The sequence below is a fragment of the Streptococcus sanguinis genome, assembly GCF_008329445.1.
Classification (GTDB): domain Bacteria; phylum Bacillota; class Bacilli; order Lactobacillales; family Streptococcaceae; genus Streptococcus; species Streptococcus sanguinis_O.
The window spans coordinates 131301-151257 of the sequence record NZ_VIBR01000001.1 but is presented as its reverse complement, the minus strand read 5'-3'; the positions used below and the strand labels follow the sequence as shown (position 1 = coordinate 151257).

Here is a 19957-nt window from a genome sequence, read left to right as displayed (position 1 = left end):
AGATAGTTTGCTAATCAAATTATTTTTTTAGATTATATTTTGGAGGTTGAGCTATGCTCAAGGAAAGGCGAAACCAGGGTACCATCCCCCTACTGGTAATTTCTCTTATTTTTCTAATTGTTGCTGCAGTGATGGGCTTTATCCAATACCAAAAAGTCAACACCAAGACTGCCTATGACCGAAATAGCGAGTCTGGAGCAGATTCAGCAGTCTATGCTGAAGTGTCATATATTTTCCCAGAGGCCCTGATTGAAGTAGAAGATAATACTCAAGTTTGGCTGGTTGCTTACCAAGACGGATATGTTGGTCTTCAGGCTAAAAAGGGAGACAAACAGATTGCCCAGCTCTTGGAAAAAGAGAAAAAGGGTGAGCTGGAAAAAAATCCTGTCCGAATCGTTGGCTCCTACGTTAATGCTAACTCCCCTAAAAAAAATCAGGGATATATCTCTAATTATGGCAGCCTCGTTCGCGGTCTCCTAGCAGACAATCCCGAAGTCATCACAGTAATGTCAAGCAGCTCCTATATCTCTATCACTGAATTTGAATCTGACAATCTTGCATTCATGTTCTACATTCTGTTTTTGATTGGACTCTGTGTTTTCTTTGTCGTTATTGGAATTATCGGCCGCAAGAAAAATATCGCTGCCTACGAAGAAATCTATGCAGCCTATCCAGAGGCCAAGGACAATCTCAATATCCTGCTTGAGCAAGCTTCTTTCCACGACGATGTGCTGAAAATTGCTGTCTATAAAGACCATCTCATCACCTACTATCGAGGTTTCAAGGCAATTGATCTCAAACAGGTCGTCCATCTCTACCACCACATTCTGACCATGCAGCGCGGCTTCGTTGCTTCAAACAGAAACTCAACCTTAGTTGCTATTCGAAACAATCAAAAGAAATACCAAATGCCTTTTAAGAATATTGGTAAAACAACAGACACCAAACTCCAGTCAACCTTTGACTACCTCTACAACCACTTCCCTCATATCAGATTGGGAGTGTAATAGCACATAAAACTCAAGCTAGAAAATCTAGCTTGAGTTTTTTAGATCTTGAATTGTCAAAATAAGTGCACATTTTCTTCATAGAAAACTTCATAAGGTGTTTTCCAGTTAAGACATTTTCGAGGTCTATTATTAAGTTTGTTCTCCCACAATTGAATAGTCTTATCATCAACCAATGTTAGATCACTACCTTTTGGAAAATATTCTCTTAGTAGTCCATTCGTATTCTCATTAGTCCCTCGTTGCCATGGAGCATGAGGGTCAGGAAAATAGACTTCAATTTTTAATTGATCACTCAATTCCTGGTGATAGGTAAACTCTTTCCCTCTATCAGGAGTCACAGTATGCTTGGTCAAGGGTTCTAACATTTTTACCATAGCTTCTATCACCAACTTGCTTTTCTTAACAGCTACCTTCTGTATTTTTAGAAAACGAGAATATCGGTCAGTTAGAGTCACTAAACAAGCTTTTCCAGTTTTCCCTGCAACAGTATCGGCTTCCCAATCTCCTATCCTAGTTCGGTTATTAGCGTCTTCTGGTCTTTCGTGAATCGTATGAGAAATAGAGATTTTCCCTCTATTTTCGACATAACCTTTTGTATGACGCGTTTTTCCACGATGGCGGAGCTTGCGAATGACACCACGAGCACCATGAGATAGTGAGTTATCATCAAAATGTCCTCTATAAATGGCCCTATAAATTGTTTGATAACTAATAACAGCTTTTCCAAACTCTAATCTCAACCGACCTTCTATTTCTTCAGGAGACCATTGATACTCGAGAAATAGATGTTTGACAGTATTGCTTAAATTGTGATCTATTTCAAGTATCCGTTTCCGCCCACAGTGTGATTTAGCAATATAGTAAGATTCCTGCGCATGACTTGGAGAATAGTTTCCTTCTCTTAGATGTCGTTTCCACTCGCGACTAATACTAGACGGATGACGATGAAGTAACTTACCAATTTGAGAAAAATTTAGGCCTTGCGTACGGTAAATGAGAATACTTTCACGCTCGTCTATGGTAAAATGATGGTAGCTCATAAGATTTCCTTTCGTAACTAGTTCGTTCAATTCTATTTTACTAGAAAATCTTATGAGTTTTTATTGTACACTTATATTGTATGTTCAAGATACAAAAAGACAGGAGCAGAATACGATCCAGCTCCATTTATTTTTATGATAGGCTTGTCAGAACGTTTTTCAGCAAATTACTTGCCTTCTTTTTCCTTTCTGCGCTTAGCCAGGGCGCTGTTAATCTTCTTGGTCTTAAGATTTGTATCCAAGTAATGAAAGAGCCATAAAAAGAGATAAATCAGAATAAAATCCAGCCAGAAATGCCAGTTGGCAATTAAAAATCCCCAGTTATTGTAGGCCATGAAGCAGCATACCAAGACTGCGACCGCAACAAAGTGAAGTAAAACCGAGACTGAAAAAGAGAAGCGGTCTTCAAGAGTTTTTAAAATTGAGTTGATAATCCCAATCAAGCCGCTCATCACCATGACACTGACGATATTACTTGTTGTGGGCGGATTTTTTTGAATAGAGAGAGCAAGGACAATCAGATAGACTGCACTCCCTGTCTGGATGCCCTTTAATATAGCGTGTAGACATTTTTTTATACTCATCACTTACCTCCTAGATTCCCAGATATTCCATTAAGAGTTTAACATAGCGACGGCTGACTTCGGTCTTGATTTGATTGGTCAGCTTGGCCGTCATATTGCCAGAAAAACTGTCAGACAAAGACTCCAGATGGTCAATATTGATGACAGCATGCCGGGAAACCTGGATAAAGTTCGAGCTGCTAATCCGCTGCTGAAAGCGAGTCAAGGTCTCTGTCGTCTGGTAAATGCCTTCTCTGCTGTAAATCATCAAAGTTGTCTGGTTGATGTCTGCTAGGATAATATCTTCAGTCTTCAGCATGATAAGCTTATCGTCCGACTTGATAGGCAGGACACCACTTGGCCCAGCCTTGTACTGCTCTAAATAATCTAAGATAGCCTTGGCTTCAGCCGCTAGCTGGTCTGCCTTGACCACAACCAGCGGATCCTGAGATGAAATGGTTGGATCTGTTTCAAATTTTGCTTGCAAGAGGAAGCTCCCTATTCACATTCTATTGTAGTTTCAGCCGGCGGATGGCAATCATATTTTGCACCATCCAAATAAGCGCTATTGCAACTAAAACTATTCCAACTATATAGAAAGTTTCTGTCCTTGTCAAGAGCTCCTGCCATTCAATGCGAATTCCCATTGTTTTTTCAAAAGCTACTCGTGACTGGCTGTTATTGGCAAAAGTGTCTGCTAGATTTTCCTTCATGAGAAGCTGTCTGAAAAGAGATGCCATGTAGTTAGAAGGCGTAAGCTTCATCAGGTTTTGTGCCATGTTCGGCAAGTTTCCAATAGGGATATAGGTTCCCACTAGAAAACCAGAGGTCGCTCCGACTACTGTCGCTAATTTCCCCAGACTATCCACTGATTTGAAGCGTTGAACAATCAGAGCATTTATCAGTGTGGCCAAGAGACTGTTCAAGATCATCAGAAACACCAGGTAAGAAAGATTTCTCCATTCAAAGGAAATTTTATCCGCCTGCATAAAATAGCTGAGCATAAAGGCAAACATAATGACCTGCATCAAAAAGCCGATAATAACAGAGCTGACAAGATAACTAAGCTGCAAGCCCCAGGGGCCCAAGTCCGTGATAAAGAGGTCGTCTGTCACCTTACGCTCCCGGTCTTCGACCTGCCGTGAGAAAGCTGCCAATGTGGTCGTTAATCCTGTAACTGCCAACACGCCACCAATCAGCCACAAGTCCATCAGCTGGCTGGAATAGCCTTCAGAATTACTTTTCAAAAAAACGATATAAAGCACAAAGGGAATAATGGCTCCGAAGAGGGACAAAATTACCCCACTGCGGTTGCGAAAATAAAGTAAAAAATTGCGTTTAATCAAAGCGAGCATATTAGCGTACCTCTCTTCCTGTCAGTGCCATAAAAGCATCGTCCATGGTTCCGGGTTGGAATTCAAATTGTTCAATATAGGGAGCTGCCTGAGCCAATAAGGTCAGTGCTTCTTGAGTCGTTTTAGGGTGGAGAATAAATTCCCCTTCCTTGACTTGCTCCCAAGCACAGTCTCTTGGCAAACTTTTCTCTAAACCTGCTACATCTTGACTCAAAATCCGTAAGACATTGCGGGCGTAGTTTCCCTTAATCTGGTCTGCAGAGCCTTGGGCAATGACCTGACCATGATCTACGATATAAATCTGATCCGCATCATCAGCTTCATTGAGATAGTGGGTTGTCAAGACAATGGTCATCTGCTCTTCTTTCTGAATTTGCTTGAGCAAACTCCAAATACTCTCCCGAGTCTGAATGTCCAGGCCTGTCGTAGGCTCATCCAGAAAGAGCAGGTCGGGACTATTGAGCAGGGCTCGCGCAATGTCCACCCGACGCTTCTGGCCACCAGACAGCGTGCCATAAGGCTGCTTGGCAAAGGCTGATAACCCCAGCTGAGACACCAAGCGCTCGATTCTACCTGCCGGCATCTCCTTGTACTGCTTGGCTCTGATGGTCAGATTTTCCAAAACTGTCAGCCGGGCGTCCAATACACTGTTTTGGAAAACCACACCCAGACTAGGCTTTTCAGCATAGCAAATCTGCCCGGATGTCGGCTGCAAGAGACCAATCAACATCTGAATGGTCGTGGATTTTCCAGCGCCATTCGGTCCTAAAATAGCTGTGAAACTGCCTCTCTCAATCTGAATATCGAGACCATTGACTGCCACCTTATCGCCATAAACCTTGCTTAGATTTTTCGTTTCTACTAACATGATTTTTTCTCCTGTCCTTAACTTCTGAGACTATGATAGCAAGTCTTTTTTGAAAAATCTCAGCTTTTTGGACAAGCGGTAAAATCAAGAAGATGAGTGGTAAAAATCCAGCCACCAAAAAATCCCCGACCAGAGGTCAGGGATTTGCTCTTAGCGGGCGACAATCTTGCGGTAGCTGCGTGAAGTCAGCAGAAAGACCAGAATATAGGTCAGGAGGAAGACTCCGCAAGTTGCTAGTGTTGTCTGGATTAAGAGAGGAAGATTGGTCACACCCAATAGAGCAACAATCAAGCGCAACATATGAAAGACCGCTGCTACATGTAGAAAAGCAAAGATGAGAGGTAGGAAGAAAACAGTCAAAATCTGCTTACGAATGGTACTTCTAGTCTGCTTTTCATCTAAACCAACTTTTTGCAAGATGATAAAGCCATCTCGGTCTTCATATCCTTCAGAGATTTGCTTATAGTAAATCACGAGAACAGCTCCCAGAAGGAAGATAACTGATAGGAAGACACCGATGAAGAGCAAAGTTCCAGTAAGTTCTTGATAGCTTTTTTCTGCACTATAACGGTCACTAGCCATTGCGAAGCTACCATCTTGAGCTTGTTCCTGATCCAAAGTGTCCCTCAACCCCAGTTGGACTTGCTCGACAAACTTTTTACTGCCCTTAGTCTCTGAAGCAACTCCAATGTAGTAGTAATGATCCACATCGAGATTAACCTCTTTGCTATCATTGACCACCATATAGAGACCCTGTTCCATGGTCACATCGTTTGGATTAGGGATTTCCCCATGCGTGAAATTCGACGATAAAAGCTGCTTAATCTTCCAGTCCTTACCATTCACTCGGAAAGGCTTATCCTTATTCAAGGAAATATTTTTTCCATAGACAAGAGTTTCATCATCTGCCAGGTCTATCTTTTCCCCTGTCATTTTTTCATAATCCTGGCGATTGATGACTGTAATCGTGCCAGCAGACTTGGTCAAGATACTTGTATCCGACTCCAGCTCTCTTTGCATTGGAACTGTCACATCATTACCAGCCAGTTTCGTAATGAAGGCTGATTGGTAGAGATAGGTAGTATAGCTTGGCTTCTTCAGACCTGAGTCCTGAGCTACTTGCTGAACCTTGTCCAACAGAGCTTCCTTCTGATCGGTCGATTTCGGCAAGACGACGCTGACATTGTAATCCTTTGGATGTAAGGTAGTAATATAATCCTGACCTCCAACATAGATATTGATTGTACCAACCAGAGTCACAAGGAGCATGGTAGATAGAATGGAGATAGTTGCCAATCCTGCTGCATTTTTACGCATCCGCGAGATGAGATTGGAAACAGAAATGAAATTCTGCGTTTTATAGTAGTAGCCTTTACGCTTTTTGAGAAATTTCAATAGTGTAATTGAACCTGCATTAAAAAGCAGATAGGTTGCTAGGATAACCATGACCACAGCTATAAAGAAATTGCCGATAGCAGCGACAGGCTTGGTAACGGTCAAAGCCATATAATAAGCCACACCCATGAGCAGGAGCCCCAGCAAGGTTTGCAGAAAGAGGAAGCGTCCCTTCTTCTCGCCTGCTTTCTTTTCTTTCATTAGATTAAGAGAGCTATAGCGTAGAAGTCGGGTAGAGTTGAGCAACAAAATCACCGCAAAAGCGACACCCAGACTAGCTAGAGTCATCCCAACGTTCTTCCATTGGAAGGTCGAGGCAAGAACTGCCGGCATTCCCATCAATTTCAAAAGGACTGCGTAGAGCATCTTATCTAAAGCTAGGCCAGACAAGATACCCAGACCGACTGTAACCAGATAAAAGACACAGAGTTCAAAGAAGGTCATGACTAGCAGATGCTTTTTCTCCATGCCCAGCAGACTATAGACTCCCAACTCTCGGGAGCGGTTTTTCATGACGAAGCTATTAGCATAGGTAATGAGGATAAGGACGGCAATCTGAATGACATGGATACCAAACTGCAAGGTCATGCGAGCTGCTGTACCACCATAAGAGGTCTCCATGTTGGGGCTATGAGCCAGTGAGACAAAACTATACAAAATCGCTGTTGCAAGTACCGTCGCCAAAGCAAATGGATAATACAAACTGCGATTTTTAACCAGATTGGACAAAGCCAGTTTACTCGTTAGTTTGAACATAATTGCCCACCTCACTTGCCATAACTGTCAGAGTATCGGAAATCTCTTGGAACATCTGCCGCTCGGTCTTGTCGCCACGGAAGATTTGGTTGTATAGAATCCCATCCTTGATAAAGAGCACCCGCTTGGCGCGGCTAGCCGCTGCCGTTGAGTGGGTTACCATGAGAATGGTTTGACCGCGGGCATTAATGTCGTCAAAAACATCTAGCAGGGCTGCCGAAGACTTGGAATCCAAGGCTCCCGTCGGCTCATCCGCAAGCAGAATCTCAGGGTCTGTGATGATGGCCCGAGCCACTGCTACCCGCTGCTTTTGACCACCGGAAATCTCATAAGGAAACTTCTCTTGCAGCTTGTTAATCCCTAGCTCGTTGCAGGTTGTAACCAGCTTTTGCATCATCTCGGTAATGGGACGGCGAGAGAGGACTAGCGGCAGGAGAATATTATCCTTGACCGACAGAGTATCCAGCAGATTGAAATCCTGAAAGACAAAACCTAATTTCTCCCGGCGGAAGCTGGAAGCCTGGCTGTTTTTGATGGTTGCTGTGTCTGTTCCATTGAGAAAGACGCGGCCCTCTGTTGGCTTGTCCAGCATGGCTAGGATGTTGAGCAGGGTGGATTTCCCGGAGCCTGACTCCCCCATGATGGCGACATATTCGCCTTTTTCTACTGTAAAGTGAATGTCCTTCAGTGCCTCTACTTGACTGCCCTGAAAGCGGGTTTTATAAATTTTTTTCACATGTTGTACATCTAATAATGTCATCTTGCTTCCTTTCTGTCTAGCAGGCACCTATCAAAGCCCTGCTTTTAGCAGTATTTATGAACTGCCTCCTAATTGATAAGTCTATTTTATCTCAATACCAACCGCCCTGCCATAACCTAAGCTTACATTTTAAAGTGCAATCTTACACTTTTGTAAGATGAGATGGGCTTTATTTTACCCAAAAAGCAATCAAGGCAATTAGCCAAAGGTGGGCTGGATAGAAAATATAGAAGAAATATTTGCTCCACTTGCTGCTGGATCCTCGCTCACCATTGTAGAAGTGCAAGAGAGGAAGAACACTGATAAAGAGCCAGTCTGAATTATAGAGCAACATCGATAGCGTGTCCTGCAAGGTTGGATAAATTTGAATACTCATGGCAAAGAGAACTCCCGCCCAAACTACATAGGACAAGTTTCTGAAAAAGACTTGGTTTCTAAAAAGGTAGGTCAAGAGCATGAAAGGAAGCAGAGCCATGCCGCCTTCGCTAAAGAGAAGCCCAACCAGCAAGACTAATACTCCTGCCGCTATCCGCAAACCAGGCTTCCTACCCTTAGCAGCTCCGCCATTGTCAGAAAAGCCAAAGAAAAGACTCAGCATGAGAACCCCGCAGGCCAAGGTCAGGAAGATATTGTGAGTGAGGTAGATGCCCTTCTCCTGAAAGAGAAGCGTCAGGATACAGTTTCCTGTCTGCATCAGGGCTGCCCAAAAGAAGAGCCGCATATTGTAAGCCAGGCGGTTGTGAGTGTGGAGAAAGCCTTCAACTGCCATGAAGGCAAATGCTACTCCGACACAGCGGGTTAGGGCATGCAAGACGCCATCCCAGCCGTCCGGCACTAGCCCTGGTATCTGGCTGATATGGTCAAAAACCATAAGAAACGCCATGAAGAGCTTCAACTGAAAAGCATTTATACCTTTTGATTTCATTTTTCTGTCTCCTTCTTATTTCTTGACTCTATGATAATAAAAAAGAAAGGTCAGTACCATAACCTAACCTTTCATTTGCTAGTTTTATTCTTACAATTTTGTCACTTTTAAAAATCTGCAGGGACATTCGTAAAAATAGGACAAAACCTAGTGACTTTTATGAGAATTTTCATCTGTCTGCAACTGTTCTAAAAAGTATTTGACCGCTTGTCGGTCTGCTTCCGTTCCAGAGCCCTCTATGTTACGAATATGGCGAAGATCATATTGCTCCACAATCTTATCCGTCGCCCCGCAAAAGGTCCGCGGATAACGCTTCTGATTGCCATTGATGACAAAGCCTTTGATTAGATGTCTGTACTTTCTGATGAAGCGCTTGGTTGTCCACGGAATCTGCCCTGCTCCGCTATTTCTGCTGACTAAAACACAGGGTCCCTCCAGCTTTTTCCAGACTGACTGGCTAGGCAGTCCCAGACTATTAGCAAACTTCTTGCCCAAACCAGTCAGACTATCATAAACCACTACTAGCAACTTTCTTCCTCCTACTCAAAGATCAATTTCTTCTCAGGAAAGGCGATGGAAACCGTCGTTCCCTGACCAACTTGAGAGTCTATAGCAATCTTATGTCCCAGCTGGTCAGCAATTTTCTTGGATAGATAGAGCCCTAATCCTGACGACTGCTGGGTCAGACGACCATTGTAGCCTGAGAAACCGCGCTCAAAAACCCGTAGCAAATCAGCATTTTGAATCCCCAAACCCGTGTCCTTAATATAGAGGCTGCCCTCGTGAAAATAAATCTCTATGCTGCCTTCTTTTGTGTATTTAAGACTATTGGACAGGATCTGCTCCAAAATCACTAGAAACCACTTTTTATCAGTGACAATCGTGTGGTCTAGATCATGAAGATTGAGACTGAGTCCTTGCTGAATAAAGAAAAGGGCGTATTTCTTGACTACTTCCCTGACCAAATCAGCCAGATTTTCCTGCTTCAGCACTAGATCGTCGTGGAAGCTTTCCAGACGGAGGTACTGAAGCACCAGATGAACGTAGGATTCGATCTTGAAGAGCTCCTGCTCCAACTGAGACTTGGCTTCCTTATCCTTCAAGTCTCCAATCAAAAGTGAGCTGGCTGCAATAGGAGTCTTGACTTGATGAACCCACAGAGTATAGTAATCCAGCAAATCATTGTATTTTTCCTGCTCAACCAAAAGCTGATTCTTCTGTTCGTACTCCAACTCTTCCACTCTTTCCTGCAAAAGCTTTTCTAGAGGAGTCTGAGCCTGAGCAGAGGCTTGCAGCTTCTGGCTGCGATAGCTCTTAAAGGCAGTCCAAGCATCTGCTCCGATAAACAAGAAAGACAGAAAAGCTAGCAAGAGCGCGACATATTCCAGCAGACTGCGGTAAGCATCAAAGACAAAGGCAAAGAGCAGAATAAAGCCTAGCAGCAAAATCAACAGAGCTAGAAAAAATCTCCGCGAATAAAGGTAAGACTTAAGAAAGAAAAATTTATCCTGTATGTCCATTGATGAGACCGTATCCTATTCCTTTTTTGGTTTCGATGAAATTCTTCAGTCCGTGCTCTTCAAGCTTCTTACGCAGGCGAGCCACATTGACCGATAGGGTATTGTCGTCGATGAAAAAGTCACTGTTCCAGAGTTCCTTCATCAGATCATCACGCGCTACGATACCATCTGCGTGCTCAAAGAGGACCCGCAAAATCTGAAATTCGTTCTTGGTCAAGGTCACCACTTTCCCATCAAAGACTAAATCTGTCGACTTGAGATTGAGAATGACACCCTGATGCTCCAGGAGACTCTGGTCGTTTCCAAACTCATAGGAACGGCGCAACAATCCCTGAACCTTAGCCAAAAAAACATTATTGTCAAAAGGCTTGGTCACATAGTCATCTGCCCCCATATTGATAGCCATGACAATGTCCATGGACTGATCGCGAGAAGACAGAAACATGATGGGCACCGTTGAAATCTTACGGATTTCCTGACACCAGTGATAGCCGTTAAATAAGGGCAGGCCGATATCCATCAGCACCAGATGCGGCTCCTCTCGGACAAAGACAGTCAGCACATCCATAAAGTCCTCAACTGCCACTACCTGAAAGCCCCATTGTTCCAGCATTTTCTTAATCATCTGACGAATGACTGGATCATCTTCTACTAGTAAAATCTTGTGCATCTTTCCCTCCCGATTGCTTGCTAGTAACATTATACCAAAAAATGCGATTGCTTGTTTATCATCCTCAGTCTAAGGTAGGATTTTTCTGGAAAATAGAAATTCTATCAGAAAAATATGCTATACTAACTAGTAGAAATTGGAGATATAACATGAGCAATATTTTTACTTACCTTGAAGAAGTTCAGCATGACAGCATTTATGATAAACCTTTCAATGAACTGGATTTGCTAATTCTGACAGAGATGACCTACTTGCCTTTTGACCAACTAGTGCACGAGGACATGTCCCCCTACTGCGACTGCCGACTGCTGGATTTGGCCGACCAAGTACCGCGCGACCTCTCCATGATGGTTAGCAAAAACCGACTAAAACTGCTAGATTTGGCCGCAGCCTCTACCCGCTTTAAAAATCTAAAACTGATGGGCTATGTCAATGACATTGACCAAGATATCCAGAAGCAATTCGCTGCCTTGATTTTCAAAATCAAGCCCGATACCTATGTCCTGGTCTTTCGCGGAACGGACGACTCCATTGTCGGCTGGAAGGAAGACTTCCACATGACCTATATGGCTCAAATCCCTGCTCAGAAAATGGCCGCCCGCTATCTGCAGAAAGCCTTAGAAAATCTGCCTGGTAACTTTATCCTAACCGGTCATTCCAAAGGAGGAAATCTAGCATCCTATGCAGCCAGTCAGATGGAAACGTCGCTTCAAGACCGTATTGAAGCCATCTACAGCTATGACTCTCCTGGCCTCAATCACTCTGTCACCGAAAGTAATGGCTATCAGGCCATGGTTGAAAGGATGAAACGCTACCTGCCTCAGAACTCCATCGTCGGCATGATGCTGGAAACACCTAAGGAAGCTAGGATTGTTAAAAGCAGTGCCATCGGCGGCTTTGCCCAGCACGATACCTTTTCGTGGAAGATCAAAGGAGACTCTTTCCTATTGCTGGATACACTAGATGCAGAGAGCCTGCAGATTGACAAAACGTTTAAAAATTGGGTGAGCTCCGTTTCAGATGAAGAACTTAAAGACTTTTTCGACCTCTTTTTCGGACTGATTTTGGATGCTGGTATCCAGTCTGTCGACGAACTGTCCAATGTTGAAAACTTTAACAAAGTCCTCGATATCCTGAAAAATGCTCAATCCCTAACAAACCAAGAACGTGACATGCTGCTGCGCTTGTCCAAGCTCCTGCTGAATATGCGTGTTCAAAGCTGGAAGGATGACATTAGCATACCTAATCTTTCTGAAATTGGCAAAGATATTCGAGAAAATCTATCACGCTGGAGTAAGCAGTTGCCTTTCGGCCAGTCTGAGACTGATAAAGTGGAAGAGACTGCTACAGAAGTTCACGAGTAAAATCACAAATCTCTTCTATAGCTTGTCTAACGGAAGAATTGACCTATCCATACCAAAAACAAAACAGGCTCTTATCTTGACAGCTTGTTTTTTCTTTGTTAAAATGTAACAAAAACATTTACAACTAAGTAGTAATAAAAATCAGAAAGGAAACCATCATGAAATCTATCAAAGGAATCGCTCTTATCGCTGTCAGCATAATCCTGACCATCTATGCTTGGGCTTCAGCTGGGATGACCAACTTTATCGTACCCGGTCTGGCCTTGACTACCCTCTCGCTGACCTTTTTACTTGCGACTCGGAACGCCCTTTTGGAAAAATGGTTCCATGGCATCGAAAAGATGTACGCCTATCATAAGTTTACAGCTATCTTTTCCGTCGTCCTGCTCGCTCTCCACAATGTTGCCATGGGCGGCAGTCTATGGGGATCTCATCTGGCAGCCCAGCTTGGGAATGTCGGCATCTATCTCTTTGTCAGCATTGTTCTGGTGGCCTATCTCGGCAAGCACATCAAATATGAGGCTTGGCGCTGGATTCACCGCTTTGTGTATCTGGCCTATATCTTTGGCCTCTTTCACGCTTATATGCTGATGGGCAGTCGACTCCTAACACCGACCTTGCTGGGCTTCATAGTCGGATTCTACGCTATCATCGGTTTAGCTTCTGGCTTTTATATCATCTTCCTCTATCAAAGTTTGGCCTTTCGACATCTGGGAAAAATCACTCAGGTCAAACGGCTGAACCACGATACCGTGGAGTTGAAGATCCAGCTTAGTCAAAAGCTAGACTACCAGTATGGGCAGTTTGCCTTTGTCAAGATTTTCCAAGAGGGATTTGAAAAAGCGCCACATCCCTTCTCTATCTCTGGCGGCCATGACAATATCGTCTACTTTACCATCAAGAACTCTGGTGACCACACTAAGAAACTGTATGACAAGATCCAAGAGGGAACTAAGGTCACCATTGACCGAGCTTATGGCCACATGATTCTTGACCAAGGGCAGGAAAAACAAATCTGGATTGCTGGTGGGATTGGCATTACGCCCTTCATCTCCTATATCCGTGAAAATCCTAAGCTGAATCGTCCAGTCAGCTTCTACTATGCTTATACCGGAGCAGAAAATGCTGTTTACCTAAACCTACTCAAAGACTACGCAGCCAAGAATCCGCAGTTTGACCTTCATTTGGTCGATAGCAAGGTCTCTGGCTATTTGGACTTCAAGAATTATCCTTTGGACGACCAAACCACGGTCTTCATGTGCGGACCTGTCAAGATGATGGATAAACTAGCCAACGAATTTAAAAAGACCAATCCTAAAGCAGATCTGGTCTATGAAGGCTTTAAATTTAAATAAAGAGTATAAAACATCAGGAGCAACGATAAGGTTGCCCCTGATGTTTTATTGTCTAGTAATAAATTGAAATGAACCATGATACAGCTTCGAAAGTCTACCTAATTCGGAAGAATCTTCTCCAGAGAATAAGGAACAATTTCAATAGCTGATATTACTGTTTTTTAGGCATATTTGAAACAAACAGATAAGACATTTTCAAAACATTTACCAGTTTATCACGTTTCTCTTTTAAGTTTTGCAGGAACGGATCCCGTACCTCTGCTGGAACTTCTAAATCATCTGAACCATACTGAGATAATTGATCACTAAGAGTCTGTTTTGATTCCTCAAAAGCTTTCAAACCTTCTTCCGCTTCTTTGTCAAAATCTGCTCTTTCAGACTCAGGGAGTTTTTCTCTAATTTCTCCACTATATTTGATGTAATTATCCGCAAGCTTATTGTACACGGTTTTCAAGTCAGCAATTGTTGTTGCGTTAGCGATTTCTTCGTCTGTAACCAAGACAAAGTCAGGCGTTTCTAAATTGGCACTTGACGAAGTACTTGAACTGCTTGAGTTACTTGCTTTACTGCTTGATTTTGAAGACTTTTTAACTGAGCTAGAAGCAGCCTTGCTTTCTGAAGATTTAGAAGTAACGGATGAATGATTATTTGAACATGCTGCTAAGGTAACTGCTGCTAAAAGAGCCACGCTGGCTGAAAAAATTTTTTTCATTTTTGTCTCCTTAAATAAAAAGTAATTTCATTATAGAATAAAACTAAAGTGCTGTCAAAAATCTGACTGTTTTTTAAAGAAATCAAAAATTCCTATTTTTCCTCCTTGAATTAATTTGAAAACTTTATAGTATTAAAAACAAGCAACTACTTTTATGATAAAAGGGTATATATTTTTATCGTTTTTCGATATATTTTTCTTGAAATACAATAAAAAATAGATTATAATAAGAATAAAAGGAAAAGAAAATCTACTGCCGGCTGATTTTCGATAGAGGTAAGCATCATGAAAAAGATTGAATTAAAAAATAACTCTTTGCTCAAAGATATTGTTACTCTATTAAACCTTATCATAGTGGGTTATGCTGCTATTTTGGTGTTTCTTACTATCCTAAGTGTGATTTCTTACACCGGTCTTTCCGACAGGTTGGGAATAAAGCTCAATGTTCAATTTATGCCCTCAGTTGATTTTTCAAATTGGTGGAGTATTCTAGCCTTTGTTATAAATCTTCTCACAGCCTCTTTGACTATTTATCTCATCTATCTTGCTCGTAATTTCGTCAAAAATTTGATTAGTGGAAAGATTTTTGATTCATCAAACACGCAACTAGCTGATAAGGCATGGAAAGTCTTTCTGGCTCTGACCTTTCTTTCCGTTAAGGTTGCTGCATCAGGCAATCCCATCGCTCTCCCCTTCTCTTTTAACGCCAGTATGAGCTTTACACCTCTCTTGGGTGCTCTGATTATTTGGCTGATGATGAAAATTCTGGAAAAGGGGATTGATATAGCTGAAGAAAATGAATTTACCATCTAGGAGGCTGCTATCATGATTATCGTTAATCTTGATGTCCAGCTGGCCAAGAAAAAGATGAAACTGGGTGAACTGGCCGATATCATCGGTATCACAAACGCCAACCTTTCCATTCTCAAAACGGGCAAGGCCAAGGCTATCCGATTTAGCACCCTCAATGCTATCTGTCAGGCCCTTGATTGCCAGCCTGGAGACATCCTAGAATTTACAGATGATGAAGAATAAAAAAACTCCCGTCCTAGCCGATTCCATTCAGCTAGGACGGGAGTTTTTATTTGCCTATTCAATCATTTGTGTTTCGGCTAGTTTCTTATACCAGTGAGCGGATTTCTTCGGATAGCGTTCCTGCGTTTCGAAGTCTACGTAGAATAAGCCGTAACGCTTTTCATAACCGTTAGACCAAGAAAAGACATCCATCAGAGACCAGATAAAGTAGCCCTTGACATTAGCCCCGTCCGCAATCGCATCGGATAAAACTTCCAGATGCTGCTTGACGTAGTCAATGCGAGCATCGTCGTAAACTGTATTGTCCACAAATTCATCTTTATAACCCAGACCATTTTCTGTGATATAAATCTTCTTGTAGTTGGGATAATCCTTCTTAATCCGCATGATTTGATCATAAAGACCTTGCGGATAGATAATCCAATCCCAATCAGTTTTTGGTATATGGGTTGGAGATTCTCTGCGCCCTACTCCCTTAATCTGGTACTTAGAGCTTCCCTTTTCGCCTTTTCCGTTATGGATAATTTCTGTTTCACCGTCAAAGTCGCGCATCCAATCACTCATATAGTAGTTGATGCCAAGGAAGTCATTGAGGTCTTTAGCTGCTTCTAAAGCCGCAAAGTCTTCATCTCGTAGATCCAGCTGGCCACCATTGACCTTAAGGATATGATTTACTCCTGCCAAAGTTACATCTGAATAGTGCCCCAGATAAGTCGCATCTAGGATGAACTTGTTATGAATAATATCTTCCAACTCTGCTGCTCTGACATCTGCTGGATTTTCTGGATCGTAAGGATATTTTGTCGGAAGTGCATGAACGACACCAATTTCACCCTTGTAGCCCTTGTCCTTATAGAGCTTAACGGCACGGGCATGAGAGACCATCATGTTGTGATGGGATTGGAAAACCTTGGCCAAGTCATACTGAATCCCCGGCGGGAATTTGCCGACCAAGTACTGCCCGTCACCAATAGGACCAATTTCGTTGAAAGTTGTCCAATAGCGAACTTCTGGAAATTCTTCAAAACAGAAAGCCGCATAGTCCACAAAGTGCTCAATATTTTCCCGATTGAGGAAATCGCCATTTGAATGGAGATCCTCTGGTGTATCAAAGTGGTGAAGGGTCACAAAAGGTTCTACATGACGCTTGTGGCATTCTGCGAAAAGATTATGGTAAAATTCCACACCTTTTGGATTGACCTCGCCATAGCCTGTCGGGAAAATCCGTGACCAAGCGATGGAGATTCGAATGCCATTAACACCATACTCTTCAGCCAATTTCAGATCCACAGGGTACTTGTGGTAAAAGTCGCTGGCAGGTTCTGCCGTGTACCAGTAGTTATCCTCTAGGTATTTATCCCAGGCAACAGGTCCTTTTCCATCTGTGTGGGTTGCTCCCTCAGCTTGATAGGCTGCTGTGGCACCACCGAAAATAAAATCTTTAGGTAAGCTTTTTGTCATCTTATTTTCCTTTCAATAGCCTTTGAGGTGAAACAAGTAAGTAAATAGGTGAATAACAGGGGAATTGAACTTTGCTTCACCTCAAATGAACTAACAAATTAGTTGTTGAATTGCTCCTGAACGAAGGCCAGTGCTCCTTTACCATCACGGGTTAGTTTGATGTATTGGGCACCTTCAGTCTTAGCCAGCTTGATACCCAATTTATCAGTTTCCGCCTTCATGTCTTCAAAGTTGGAGGCAACTTGAGGAGCAAGGATAACCAGGTCAAACTCAGGCAGCATTTCACGGTGAGCACCGTATCCACCCGCTGCTGCTTTGACAGGAACATTGTATTCAGCTGCTGCTTTATTCAAAGCGTTAGCCAGCAATCCGCTAGTCCCACCGCCTGCACAGAGCACCAGAACATTGGTTTCTTCGCTAATATTGTTTTGCGCTGGAGCTTCTTCATCCACACCTGCTTTTTCAAGGATAGCGTCCGCTTTAGCAGTATTAAAGTTAGCTGCTACTTTTTCTTTAAGAGCATCATTAGATTTGCCAGAACGTTCTTCTTCTAAGATTTGTTCATCATAAACCTTGACAAATGGATAGTAAATAATCACATCCACTACGACAAGAAGAGCTGCAAGAACAAAGGACAGAAGCTGGAAGTTGGTACCCAGCACAATTCCCAGAGGTCCAGGTGTCACCCAAGGAAGGTTGGCTGAGAAGGAGTTCATGTTCAAAGTATCAACAAAGAATTTGAAAATCCATACGTTTGCGATAGGTGCAAAGATAAATGGAATGAAGAAAATCGGATTCAGTACGATTGGAGCACCAAAGAGAATTGGCTCATTGACACCGAAGAAAGTTGGAACAACAGATGCCCGTCCAATTGCACGGTTACGCTCGGACTTACAGATCCACATGAAGAGGAATGGAACAATCAAGGTCGCACCAGTACCACCCATGGTAACGATGAACATTTGAGTACCAGAAGTGATGACCTTATCCGCATGCTGACCAGCTTGAACTAGAGCCAAGTTGGCATCGATATTGGCATAAGTAATGGCAGCAATGGCAGGCTCAACGATAGACGGACCGTGAATTCCCACGAACCAGAAGAAAGCATAAGCGCCAAAGATAAGAGTAATTCCCAGATAGCCGTCAGCTGCTGAGAAGAGCGGAGCAAGAAGCGTTCCAATGGATTCAGCAACTGTTACTCCCAGACTTGCTTTAACAAGCAGTTCCAAGCCGTAGAGCAGAACGACTGAGACAGTAAATGGAATCAAGTCTTTAAATACTTGCGAGATATTTGGTGGAACTTCTTCTGGCATGCGAATGGTGACATTATTTTTCACACAAACCTTGTAGACATTAACCGTAACAAAGGCTGCGATGAAAGCTGTCAAAAGACCTTTGGTTCCCATGAAGGCAGTCAGGAAGCCACCTTCCTTGGCAGGCTCAGCCGCCATGAGGAGGAAGCCGACCATAGAAGCCAGCATAGTAGACAAGAAGTTGATCTGGTTTGTAGCAGGCAGAACACGGTTGACAGAGTCTGTCAAAGCCTTGGCAGTGGTCCCACCCACAAAGAAAGCCAGAATCCCCATCGAATAGCTATAAGGGGTCATTAAGAAAGTTTCAATGTCCTTAGACCAGTGGAAGCCCCAAGCATTTGGCACATAGGCAATCAAGATAAAGATAGAAGAGAAGAGGATAACTGGCATACCAGCGATAAAACCATCCCGAATAGCACGGAGATAGATATTCCGAGAGATCTTCTCAAAGAAAGGCTTCCCTTTCTCAATAAGTCCGATGAGTTTGTTCATTATTTTACTCCTCTTTTGTATAGTTCAATCAAATGGTGCATCATGTCTTTTAGCAAGATAGTAGTCATTAAGTGATCTTGGCCGTGCATCATGGTCACACTGTAAGCCAAGTCCTCACCAGCAGCTTCTTTTGTCAAGAGACTGGTCTGAGCATGGTGAGCTTCAGCGATACAGCCATTGGCTTCTTCTACCAAGGCATCTGCCTTAGCAAAATCCCCAGCTTCTGCTGCTTTCAAAGCTTCTAGGAGCTTGGAGCGAGCGTCACCAGCGTAGGCTACAATTTCAAAACCGAGCAATGTTACTTCTTCTCTGTTCATGAGAGTTCCTCCTTGTATTCTTGTGTAAAATTTTATTATTATTTTCTATTATAAAAGGCGTTGAATATGCAGCACCAGGTAGACCCGTTCGCTGCGGTAGAGATCAATTCCCGTCTTCTGGGCAATGATGTGGTAAATATCACTTCCGACCTGATAGGCTTGAGGATAGGTCATCTGGATCTGACTTTCCATTTCCAGCAGGGAAACATTGTCATCACGGCTTCTGTCCAGATAGTCTAAAAAGTAGTTCAGGTGAATCATAAAACGGTCATAAAAATTGCTGTTTTCTGCACTTCTTTTAATGCCATTTTTCTTCAGCTCTGCTTCAACTGCAGCCAGAATATCTTTTCGCTTGCCCAAGTGACTTTGCCCCTCGGGATTAGTCTCCCCTTCAGCATTGATAAAGTGATAGGCAATACGATTGACCTCGTCGCTAGGGAAATGATCTAACAACCGCTCGCGGTATATCGCTACCGCTTCCTGAGCAATCTGATAAGGGACAGGGTATTTGTCCGAAGCATCTGGCAGGTCACTCTCCTTGTACCTCCCCTGCTGCACAGCCTGATAAGAACAGTAGATGTGATCCGTCAGCGTGACATAGATATAGTCCTGGACAGGGTAATCATACTTCTTAGAAAGGGTGTCAATCACATCATAGGTCACTGTGATAAAGTCCAGTGGAACATCTTTGAGCAAGGCTACAAAGTTTTCTTTAGACTCTTCCGTTCTTAGGCGAAAGATTTTCTCAATCTTACTTTCCAGAACGATATCACCCTTCTTTTTATTAAAAGCTATGCCACTGCCAATCAGAACAACCTCTTCACCATTTTCATGTTTGGCTAGAGCAACATTGTTGTTCATAGGATGTATGATTCGATACATATCTCCTCCTCTTCATTTTCTAGGGTTCTGGCAAAACAAAAAGACCACAAACAAACCGAGGCTATATCTTCCCTCAATTTATTTGTGGTCACGCCTAATTTGACTTAGTAACGCTCACCCTATTCAATTTCTGATTTCATTATAGCATATCAGTCTCAGAATGT

General features: G+C 42.9%; 21 protein-coding genes. 5 read left to right on the top strand and 16 right to left on the bottom strand.

The features are described 5' to 3' along the window. The first annotated feature begins 53 nt into the window (after positions 1 to 53). Positions 54 to 1007 carry a hypothetical protein gene (locus FKX92_RS00780; RefSeq protein WP_149565225.1) on the top strand — a complete coding sequence of 318 codons (954 nt, stop codon included), beginning with the start codon at positions 54 to 56 and terminating at the stop codon, positions 1005 to 1007. A gap of 56 nt (positions 1008 to 1063) precedes the next feature. Here FKX92_RS00780 and FKX92_RS00775 read toward each other — a convergent pair whose 3' ends face one another. The 11 genes from FKX92_RS00775 to FKX92_RS00725 form a co-directional block, all read right to left on the bottom strand. Then, entirely contained in the window at positions 1064 to 2050 is a 987-nt protein-coding gene (locus tag FKX92_RS00775) for an IS30 family transposase (protein ID WP_125340997.1), read from the bottom strand. 167 nt (positions 2051 to 2217) lie between these two features. Next, positions 2218 to 2634, bottom strand: a complete 417-nt coding sequence (locus FKX92_RS00770; protein ID WP_125340998.1) for a DUF3021 domain-containing protein — start codon at positions 2632 to 2634, stop codon at positions 2218 to 2220. A 10-nt stretch (positions 2635 to 2644) separates the two neighbouring features. Continuing rightward, complete coding sequence (locus FKX92_RS00765) at positions 2645 to 3100, bottom strand: LytTR family DNA-binding domain-containing protein (protein WP_125340999.1); 456 nt, start codon at positions 3098 to 3100, stop codon at positions 2645 to 2647. A 22-nt stretch (positions 3101 to 3122) separates the two neighbouring features. Next, entirely contained in the window at positions 3123 to 3968 is an 846-nt protein-coding gene (locus tag FKX92_RS00760; RefSeq protein ID WP_125341000.1) for an ABC transporter permease, read from the bottom strand. Between the two features lies 1 nt (position 3969). After that, positions 3970 to 4836, bottom strand: coding sequence for an ABC transporter ATP-binding protein (locus FKX92_RS00755; protein ID WP_002923689.1), 867 nt, complete (start codon positions 4834 to 4836; stop codon positions 3970 to 3972). A gap of 150 nt (positions 4837 to 4986) precedes the next feature. Further along, the gene (locus tag FKX92_RS00750; protein ID WP_149565224.1) at positions 4987 to 6987 is read right to left on the bottom strand and encodes an ABC transporter permease; all 2001 of its coding nucleotides are present in this window, start codon (positions 6985 to 6987) and stop codon (positions 4987 to 4989) included. Further along, positions 6968 to 7747, bottom strand: coding sequence for an ABC transporter ATP-binding protein (locus FKX92_RS00745; RefSeq protein WP_002899832.1), 780 nt, complete (start codon positions 7745 to 7747; stop codon positions 6968 to 6970). Before FKX92_RS00745 ends, FKX92_RS00750 begins: the two co-directional genes overlap by 20 nt. 169 nt (positions 7748 to 7916) lie before the next feature. Then, positions 7917 to 8672, bottom strand: a complete 756-nt coding sequence (locus FKX92_RS00740; RefSeq protein ID WP_149565223.1) for a TraX family protein — start codon at positions 8670 to 8672, stop codon at positions 7917 to 7919. A gap of 147 nt (positions 8673 to 8819) precedes the next feature. Further along, positions 8820 to 9200 (bottom strand): class Ib ribonucleoside-diphosphate reductase assembly flavoprotein NrdI, encoded by a 381-nt coding sequence (locus FKX92_RS00735; protein WP_187759350.1) that lies wholly within the window; start codon positions 9198 to 9200, stop codon positions 8820 to 8822. A gap of 11 nt (positions 9201 to 9211) precedes the next feature. Further along, complete coding sequence (locus FKX92_RS00730; protein WP_149565222.1) at positions 9212 to 10192, bottom strand: sensor histidine kinase; 981 nt, start codon at positions 10190 to 10192, stop codon at positions 9212 to 9214. Continuing rightward, positions 10176 to 10862, bottom strand: coding sequence for a response regulator transcription factor (locus tag FKX92_RS00725; RefSeq protein WP_023916543.1), 687 nt, complete (start codon positions 10860 to 10862; stop codon positions 10176 to 10178). Before FKX92_RS00725 ends, FKX92_RS00730 begins: the two co-directional genes overlap by 17 nt. A 41-nt stretch (positions 10863 to 10903) precedes the next feature. Between FKX92_RS00725 and FKX92_RS00720 the strand changes: the two genes are divergently transcribed. Continuing rightward, complete coding sequence (locus FKX92_RS00720; protein WP_187759349.1) at positions 10904 to 12226, top strand: DUF2974 domain-containing protein; 1323 nt, start codon at positions 10904 to 10906, stop codon at positions 12224 to 12226. A 158-nt stretch (positions 12227 to 12384) separates the two neighbouring features. Continuing rightward, a complete protein-coding gene (locus tag FKX92_RS00715; protein WP_149565220.1) occupies positions 12385 to 13581 on the top strand; it encodes a ferredoxin reductase family protein in 1197 nt (398 codons plus the stop codon). A 151-nt stretch (positions 13582 to 13732) separates the two neighbouring features. Here FKX92_RS00715 and FKX92_RS00710 read toward each other — a convergent pair whose 3' ends face one another. Continuing rightward, positions 13733 to 14293, bottom strand: a complete 561-nt coding sequence (locus FKX92_RS00710) for a hypothetical protein (protein WP_149565219.1) — start codon at positions 14291 to 14293, stop codon at positions 13733 to 13735. A 285-nt stretch (positions 14294 to 14578) separates the two neighbouring features. Between FKX92_RS00710 and FKX92_RS00705 the strand changes: the two genes are divergently transcribed. Both FKX92_RS00705 and FKX92_RS00700 read left to right on the top strand, forming a co-directional pair. Next, positions 14579 to 15106: a DUF2975 domain-containing protein gene (locus FKX92_RS00705; protein ID WP_149565218.1), complete on the top strand. Its 528-nt coding sequence runs from the start codon at positions 14579 to 14581 to the stop codon at positions 15104 to 15106. A 12-nt stretch (positions 15107 to 15118) separates the two neighbouring features. Then, on the top strand, positions 15119 to 15328 hold the full coding sequence (locus FKX92_RS00700; RefSeq protein ID WP_002894739.1) for a helix-turn-helix domain-containing protein: 210 nt from the start codon (positions 15119 to 15121) through the stop codon (positions 15326 to 15328). Positions 15329 to 15382: 54 nt separating this feature from the next. On the opposite strand, the gene lacG is transcribed toward FKX92_RS00700, so the two are convergent. The 4 genes from lacG to FKX92_RS00680 form a co-directional block, all read right to left on the bottom strand. Continuing rightward, on the bottom strand, positions 15383 to 16789 hold the full coding sequence (gene lacG / locus FKX92_RS00695; protein WP_149565217.1) for a 6-phospho-beta-galactosidase: 1407 nt from the start codon (positions 16787 to 16789) through the stop codon (positions 15383 to 15385). Positions 16790 to 16887: 98 nt separating this feature from the next. Next, the gene (locus FKX92_RS00690) at positions 16888 to 18594 is read right to left on the bottom strand and encodes a lactose-specific PTS transporter subunit EIIC (protein WP_149565216.1); all 1707 of its coding nucleotides are present in this window, start codon (positions 18592 to 18594) and stop codon (positions 16888 to 16890) included. After that, a complete protein-coding gene (locus FKX92_RS00685; protein ID WP_002894735.1) occupies positions 18594 to 18911 on the bottom strand; it encodes a PTS lactose/cellobiose transporter subunit IIA in 318 nt (105 codons plus the stop codon). Before FKX92_RS00685 ends, FKX92_RS00690 begins: the two co-directional genes overlap by 1 nt. Positions 18912 to 18959: 48 nt before the next feature. Beyond that, on the bottom strand, positions 18960 to 19793 hold the full coding sequence (locus tag FKX92_RS00680) for a PRD domain-containing protein (RefSeq protein ID WP_149565215.1): 834 nt from the start codon (positions 19791 to 19793) through the stop codon (positions 18960 to 18962). Between the last annotated feature and the right edge of the window lie 164 nt (positions 19794 to 19957).

Bases quoted from the DNA above. Each gene is read 5' to 3' on its own strand.
- FKX92_RS00780 (WP_149565225.1), top strand. From the start codon at position 54: ATGCTCAAGGAAAGGCGAAACCAGGGTACCATCCCCCTACTGGTAATT.
- FKX92_RS00775 (WP_125340997.1), bottom strand. From the start codon at position 2,050: ATGAGCTACCATCATTTTACCATAGACGAGCGTGAAAGTATTCTCATT.
- FKX92_RS00770 (WP_125340998.1), bottom strand. From the start codon at position 2,634: ATGAGTATAAAAAAATGTCTACACGCTATATTAAAGGGCATCCAGACA.
- FKX92_RS00760 (WP_125341000.1), bottom strand. From the start codon at position 3,968: ATGCTCGCTTTGATTAAACGCAATTTTTTACTTTATTTTCGCAACCGC.
- FKX92_RS00755 (WP_002923689.1), bottom strand. From the start codon at position 4,836: ATGTTAGTAGAAACGAAAAATCTAAGCAAGGTTTATGGCGATAAGGTG.
- FKX92_RS00750 (WP_149565224.1), bottom strand. From the start codon at position 6,987: ATGTTCAAACTAACGAGTAAACTGGCTTTGTCCAATCTGGTTAAAAAT.
- FKX92_RS00745 (WP_002899832.1), bottom strand. From the start codon at position 7,747: ATGACATTATTAGATGTACAACATGTGAAAAAAATTTATAAAACCCGC.
- FKX92_RS00740 (WP_149565223.1), bottom strand. From the start codon at position 8,672: ATGAAATCAAAAGGTATAAATGCTTTTCAGTTGAAGCTCTTCATGGCG.
- FKX92_RS00730 (WP_149565222.1), bottom strand. From the start codon at position 10,192: ATGGACATACAGGATAAATTTTTCTTTCTTAAGTCTTACCTTTATTCG.
- FKX92_RS00725 (WP_023916543.1), bottom strand. From the start codon at position 10,862: ATGCACAAGATTTTACTAGTAGAAGATGATCCAGTCATTCGTCAGATG.
- FKX92_RS00720 (WP_187759349.1), top strand. From the start codon at position 10,904: ATGCGATTGCTTGTTTATCATCCTCAGTCTAAGGTAGGATTTTTCTGG.
- FKX92_RS00715 (WP_149565220.1), top strand. From the start codon at position 12,385: ATGAAATCTATCAAAGGAATCGCTCTTATCGCTGTCAGCATAATCCTG.
- FKX92_RS00710 (WP_149565219.1), bottom strand. From the start codon at position 14,293: ATGAAAAAAATTTTTTCAGCCAGCGTGGCTCTTTTAGCAGCAGTTACC.
- FKX92_RS00705 (WP_149565218.1), top strand. From the start codon at position 14,579: ATGAAAAAGATTGAATTAAAAAATAACTCTTTGCTCAAAGATATTGTT.
- FKX92_RS00700 (WP_002894739.1), top strand. From the start codon at position 15,119: ATGATTATCGTTAATCTTGATGTCCAGCTGGCCAAGAAAAAGATGAAA.
- lacG (WP_149565217.1), bottom strand. From the start codon at position 16,789: ATGACAAAAAGCTTACCTAAAGATTTTATTTTCGGTGGTGCCACAGCA.
- FKX92_RS00690 (WP_149565216.1), bottom strand. From the start codon at position 18,594: ATGAACAAACTCATCGGACTTATTGAGAAAGGGAAGCCTTTCTTTGAG.
- FKX92_RS00685 (WP_002894735.1), bottom strand. From the start codon at position 18,911: ATGAACAGAGAAGAAGTAACATTGCTCGGTTTTGAAATTGTAGCCTAC.
- FKX92_RS00680 (WP_149565215.1), bottom strand. From the start codon at position 19,793: ATGTATCGAATCATACATCCTATGAACAACAATGTTGCTCTAGCCAAA.